The sequence below is a fragment of the Protofrankia sp. Cas8 genome, assembly GCF_963555845.1.
In the GTDB taxonomy this organism is placed as follows: domain Bacteria; phylum Actinomycetota; class Actinomycetes; order Frankiales; family Frankiaceae; genus Protofrankia.
In genome coordinates this window covers 1-5,467 of the sequence record NZ_CAUVXI010000250.1, presented here as the reverse complement: position 1 = coordinate 5,467, position 5,467 = coordinate 1, and the positions used below count along the sequence as shown (strand labels likewise).

Sequence of the window (5,467 nt, the reverse complement as noted above, 5' to 3'; positions counted from 1 at the left end):
TACAGGATGGTGCGGTACTTCCGGTACTCGGGCGCGCTCATGAGCTTCAAGGACTCGGCCGCCACGCTGGACGGGTAGGGGCGGCCTCAAGGAGTCAGTGCGACGAACTCGCAAGTCGTGATGTCATGGGATGAAACGTGCTGATCGTATGGACCCTGCGGGGCTCCAAAACCTCGGTTCGGACGGTGGCCTGAGCGTTCGCACGGTGGCGGCCGGGCCGGTGGATGTCGTCAGACGAAAGTGCGGTCCGGTCCGTGACGTAGGGCCACTATTCGCAGCCCTGGTCGACGATGGCACGTGGGATGCGTGATGGTTGCGCGTCGGCGAGACACCCAGGTGCCGTCGCAGCGCTGGGGAATGACGGGAGGGTCAGCGCCAGGGCATGGTCCGCGAGAGCCTCATCCGCCACAACCTCGGTAACGAGGTTGAGCTCCAGCGCCCGAGCGGCGTCGTGAGCACGACCAGTCCAACCCCGCTGCCGACACGTACCGGCCACTATGTCGGTCACGATGTCGGTCACGTCCTCGAGGCCGCCGAGCACGATCCCGCCCGCCTTGAAGACCCGGCGCGCCGCCCCCCGCCGGGTACGGCAACGCCACCACCCCGGGGTCCGACGGCGTCGAATGAGTGAACCTGGCGAGCACGGCGGGCGTCATCGACACTGCTGGCTCCAAGCCCGGCTGGGCGGCTACCGTGCATGAGAGCGTCCGGCCGCCAAGATCAGCGCTGGACCCACGACGATGCACGAGGACGGAGCTGCTTCGTGTCGGTTGATCTGCGTCAGGATCCCGAGGTGGTGGAGCTGGCGCGGTACCTCGGCCGGCAGCGCGGTCCCGGCGCCGGCAGCCGCCGGCCTGGAGGCGATCAGCAGTTGATCGGCCATGCGGTAACCAGATCTCCCTGCCAGGCGGGGAGCGAACAGGGAGCGTCAGGGTGACCGGCTCCCCCCGCCCCGTCGGGCTCGTCACCGGAGCATCGCGCGGGATCGGCCTGACGATCGCCCGGTCGCTCGCCGCGGCCGGCTATGACCTCACGATCTCCGCGCGGAACGCCGCCGGGCTCGCCGACGTTGCCGCGGAACTCTCGGCGGCCGGCGGCACGGTACGCCCTCACCGCGCCGACATGGCCGTCGAGCAGGACGTGACGGGCCTTGCCGCGGAACACGTCGAAGCCTACGACCGGCTCGACGTGCTGGTGATGTCAGCCGGTATCGGCTACGCCGCCGCCCTTGACACTGCGCCGCTGCACCGGTTCGACCGCCAGTTCGCGGTCAACGTCCGGGCGCCGTACGTGCTCGTCCAGGCCCTGTTGCCGGTGATGCGGACGACGGCCCGTGACCATCCCACCCGCGGTGTGAAAATCATAGCCCTGTCGTCGATCACGGGTGTGTACGCGGAGCCGGCGCTGGCGGCCTACGGAGCAACGAAGGCCGCGCTCGCCTCGCTGTGTCGGTCGATCAACGCGGAGGTCTCCGGCGCGGGAGTGTCGGCCACCGCGATCTGCCCCGGCTACGTCCACACTGACATGACGGCCTGGATGCACGAGCAGCTCGACCCCACTTCCATGATCGCAACTGCGGACATCGCCGAACTCGTCATGTCGGTCACCCGACTGTCCGCGCACGCGGTCGTTCCGGAGATCGTCGTCACCCGGCCGGGGGAGCAGCTCCACCGGGCCTGACCGGCGCGCACGGTCATCGGATGGTCAGTCTCGCAGTGAATAAAAGTGTAATTTACCCCTAAGAGCGACCGGCAATAGGGACGCGGCGTCGCGGGGCTGGGGCACGCACCTCGCCACGTTGTCGTCAGTCGACACCCACAACCAGGGTGCCTCCCTCCTCCGCCTCGCGATGCACGCACCCCAGCCCCGCTCCTTCATCCACGCCCCTACTGCCGGGCGCTCTAAATCGGGATTCTGGAATCTCGCAGAAGCATGGAAGCATCTTGACGCATCAAATCGAAGACATCATGATGCCTTACATGCGGACCACCCTGACTCTCGATGATGATGTTGCCCGGCTGGTCGAGGAGGCCGTCCATCGCGAACATCGCCCGATGAAGCAGATCGTCAACGACGCGCTGCGACGCGCCTTGGCGCCACGCGTCGCTCGGCAGGAGCCGTACCACCTGACGCCGCACGAGTCGGCTGTGCGGCCGGGCTTCGATCCGTCCGGGTTCAACGGGCTGGCCGACGAGCTGGAAGACGAGGCGATCCTCGACAACGCACAGCGCGGCTCATGATCGTCCCTGACGTCAACCTGCTGCTCTACGCGGTGATCTCCGGCTTCCCGCAACACCCTCGCGCGCACGCGTGGTGGGAACAAACAATCAACAGCACGGCCCGCGTCGGCCTGACCCAGCCCGCTGTGTTCGGCTTCCTGCGGATTGCCACACATGCTCGGGTACTCCAGTCGCCGCTGGCCGTCAACGACGCCGTCGAATACGTGCACGGCTGGCTCGAGCAACCCAACGTCGACCTTCTCGTACCAGGTCCTGAACACCTGCGCATCGCACTCGAGCTCCTCAAAGAGATCGGCACCGCGGGAAATCTGATCACCGATGTCCAACTGGCCGCCTATGCCATCGAGCACCAGGGCGAGATGCACTCCAACGACACCGACTTCGCCAGGTTTCCCAACCTGAAATGGATCAACCCCCTCCAGTAACTCACCCGGCGACCGATCCGTTTCTCTGTCGGCAGTCAATGCCGACTAAGAGCGCCCGGCAATAGGGGTGTGGATCAAGGAGTGGGGCTGGGGTGCGTAGATCGCGAGGTGCGAGGAGAGAGGCACCGGAGGTGTTGGGTGTCGACCGACGGAGCCGGGGTACCCGTGCATCGCGCAGCGATGGATGGGGAGCGATGTGGCGAGGTGCGTGCCCCGGCCCCGCGACGCCGCGTCCCTATTGCCGGTCGCCCTAACAATATAGGGCTTCAGAAATATGGCCCTGGGTCGCCCTGGGCCAGGCCGTACTGCGGCACGATCGCACCCCGGTGACTGACCAGGTCCGCCATCATCGCCGCCACCGCATAAAACGGCAGCGCACTGACGTTCGGTATCCCACCGGCCAAGGAAACAATCTCCGGTTGGAGATGCTACCGCGAACGATGCCCGGACCTCCAAGGCGACCAGCCCGGATGCCCGCCGGGCGTATCGGCCTCGCCAGAGATCACTGTACGGCGAACCCTCGACGCCCACACCCACCCCCGTCGCACGTCCGCCGCGGCCAACTGCCACCCACCGTAGTGTCCCCGACCTGCCCCATCGGCCCTCGACTCGGATGACCACATACTGTGCGGTCGGAGATCCACGAGGCCAACCATCGACCGATTTGCCGAACGGATATGACGTCTCGATTTCACTGCCTGCTCTTGGGTGAAAACGAAAATATTCCGTCGATGTCCGCTTCAAGGGGAACTGTTTCTACAACCGCATCAACATCGAGCGGTCCGTAAATGTGCGGAAATAGATCCTTCCATCCAGGTACATGCTCGTACCTGATTTCTGACGTGACACGACTTACGTCGATAATCAGGAGCAGCAGGTTTCGGTCTCCCTTGTAGATCATATTTGCGACCAGAGCCACTTGATGAGGCTCACTGGCATGAATGAATCCTTGGTCGTCCAGCGACCTGCCTCGTGTCGATATTCGATACTCGCCGTGGAGTTTCGCATGCTTCCAGTCGGCGGCGGCTGCGATATGGTAAATTTTCTTCATTCAGCCTACTCCTGACAATTCGACCGCCTGGGCGATGAACCGGTTGACAGCTGGATTGTTTCCATGATGGCCATGGAGGCGACGCCGAAAGTCGCCGATTTAATGAACGATGCGAGTAGAGTGGAGTTTCGTCGCGAGATTCAGGGCGTCGAGGCCCGTGCTACACGCTTGATCCAGATCTGATTCGATGAGGCCGAGTTGGCGCGATTGGTGGAATACTCCGGTGGCCTGCTTGGCGACAAAGACCATCAGGGTTCTTCCGCGATCAGTTTGGTCAAGAAGAAACCTGGGGCTGATCTCACGGAGGCGGACAAGGAGTTCAACACGCGACTCTTCAAGATCAAGATAGCGGTGGAGTGGGCGATTGCACACCTGAAGAACTGGCGCATCACGGCGACCCGCTACCGAAGTGACCTGAGTCGTATCGACACCGACATTCAGGCCGTCGTTGGTCTACAGAAACTCAACGAAGAACACGCGGAGCGCCGCCTCACCTTCGATAGGATCAAGAAAACAGGAATGGTTTCTGGATGACTTAAATGGTTACCCAGAGCTCGCATCTGGCCCACCAAGGTCAACTTGCCGGATCAAGCTCGACGGCCTTCTGCACCAGCAATCCCGACGACTGGACCCACGACGCGCGGGCCAAGCCAGCGCAGCGTCCGACTTTGCCGATGGGTGCGCGTCTCGTGGGCCACGGCTTGAGCAACGAATGCTCCACTTTCATCACCCTACGTAGTCAGAATAGGGCAGGCGGCCAAGGGCCTCGCACGTCGATAGACTACCGACCCTGGCGGGAACCACGGACAGTCAGCGCAGAACCGTAATTTCACCAACATCCCATGGGTATGTCATGAACGGCTAGTAGAGTCGGCCGAGTTGGGGCCGGAAACCGGCAGCACGCGGACGGGAGGAAGTGCGCGCATGGCGGGAACCGGGCGCGGAGATACGCCGCCACGGTCGAGCGCTCGCACGCCCGTGGTGAGGCGAGTTCGATGGCTTCTCGCAAGGTCATTTCAGTGACCAACACCCTTAGCTCGCCCGGATCACGGGCTCTGCTCGTGGGTCCTGGCACCCACCGCCCGTATGCGGCAGTTTCGCCGGGGGGCTCCGAGCCGGCCTCAATTTTCCCGGCCGTGGCGGCGACGGTGAGCCATATCGGCAAGGCACTTGTCGACGAGTGTGGTCTGGACCCGACCAGATTGCACATGCATGTCGACCCTAGCGGGCCGCAGATGCTACGCAACCTCATCGCGGTGGTGGCAGAGCGGGCCACGGACGCTTTTCTGCTGTACTACGTGGGATACGGACTGACCGGCGGCGACGGCAAGCTGTACCTCGCAACAGCTGGCACCGATGATCATCGCGAGGGAATCGACGACAGCGTGTTGGCCTACTCCGAGCTTCAAGACGCGCTGGCTGACTGTCGGGCCGAGTCGGTAGTCGTCATCTTGGATCTCTGCGTTCCCGGAGGTGTGGCCGGCGCGCCGAGGGTTCTGGACTGGGACGTGGTGGGTCAAGCGGACGCGCACGGCATCCATCTACTCGTCTCAACCGCCGTCGATGAAACCGCGCTCGCGCCCTTTGGGCGATACACCGTGTTCGGTGACGAACTGGTTCGCCTCTTACGCGAAGGTGATGCGGTCGGCCCAGCCGAATTCGATCTCGAATACATTTATGCTCACCTGCGGCGACGGATATTCGAACCTGACATAAGGAGCATCCAGGTAGGGCGGGTGGCGGCCAGCCTC

At 63.6% G+C, this 5,467-nt stretch carries 8 protein-coding genes; 6 read left to right on the top strand and 2 right to left on the bottom strand.

Features of this window, described 5'->3' with window-relative positions; all coding sequences use genetic code 11:
- Positions 1-382 precede the first annotated feature (382 nt).
- The 4 genes from U9977_RS24140 to U9977_RS24125 all read left to right on the top strand — a co-directional run bounded on the left by U9977_RS24140 (position 383) and on the right by U9977_RS24125 (position 2,665).
- Entirely contained in the window at positions 383-631 is a 249-nt protein-coding gene (locus U9977_RS24140) for a hypothetical protein (protein WP_322751576.1), read from the top strand.
- A 302-nt stretch (positions 632-933) separates the two neighbouring features.
- Positions 934-1,680: an SDR family oxidoreductase gene (locus U9977_RS24135; protein ID WP_322751575.1), complete on the top strand. Its 747-nt coding sequence runs from the start codon at positions 934-936 to the stop codon at positions 1,678-1,680.
- Positions 1,681-1,979: 299 nt separating this feature from the next.
- Positions 1,980-2,240, top strand: coding sequence for a hypothetical protein (locus U9977_RS24130; RefSeq protein ID WP_322751574.1), 261 nt, complete (start codon positions 1,980-1,982; stop codon positions 2,238-2,240).
- Entirely contained in the window at positions 2,237-2,665 is a 429-nt protein-coding gene (locus tag U9977_RS24125; RefSeq protein WP_322751573.1) for a type II toxin-antitoxin system VapC family toxin, read from the top strand. Before U9977_RS24130 ends, U9977_RS24125 begins: the two co-directional genes overlap by 4 nt.
- 266 nt (positions 2,666-2,931) lie before the next feature.
- Here the strand turns inward: U9977_RS24125 and U9977_RS24120 are convergent, their stop codons facing one another.
- Positions 2,932-3,069 carry a hypothetical protein gene (locus tag U9977_RS24120; protein ID WP_322751572.1) on the bottom strand — a complete coding sequence of 46 codons (138 nt, stop codon included), beginning with the start codon at positions 3,067-3,069 and terminating at the stop codon, positions 2,932-2,934.
- Between the two features lie 287 nt (positions 3,070-3,356).
- Entirely contained in the window at positions 3,357-3,716 is a 360-nt protein-coding gene (locus U9977_RS24115) for a DUF952 domain-containing protein (RefSeq protein WP_322751571.1), read from the bottom strand.
- A gap of 198 nt (positions 3,717-3,914) precedes the next feature.
- Here U9977_RS24115 and U9977_RS24110 point away from each other — a divergent pair, with 198 nt between their 5' ends.
- Together U9977_RS24110 and U9977_RS24105 are read left to right on the top strand one after the other, a co-directional pair.
- Entirely contained in the window at positions 3,915-4,250 is a 336-nt protein-coding gene (locus U9977_RS24110) for a transposase family protein (RefSeq protein ID WP_322751570.1), read from the top strand.
- Positions 4,251-4,735: 485 nt separating this feature from the next.
- The coding region (locus U9977_RS24105) for a caspase family protein (protein WP_322751569.1) at positions 4,736-5,467 on the top strand (732 nt) is incomplete at its 3' end.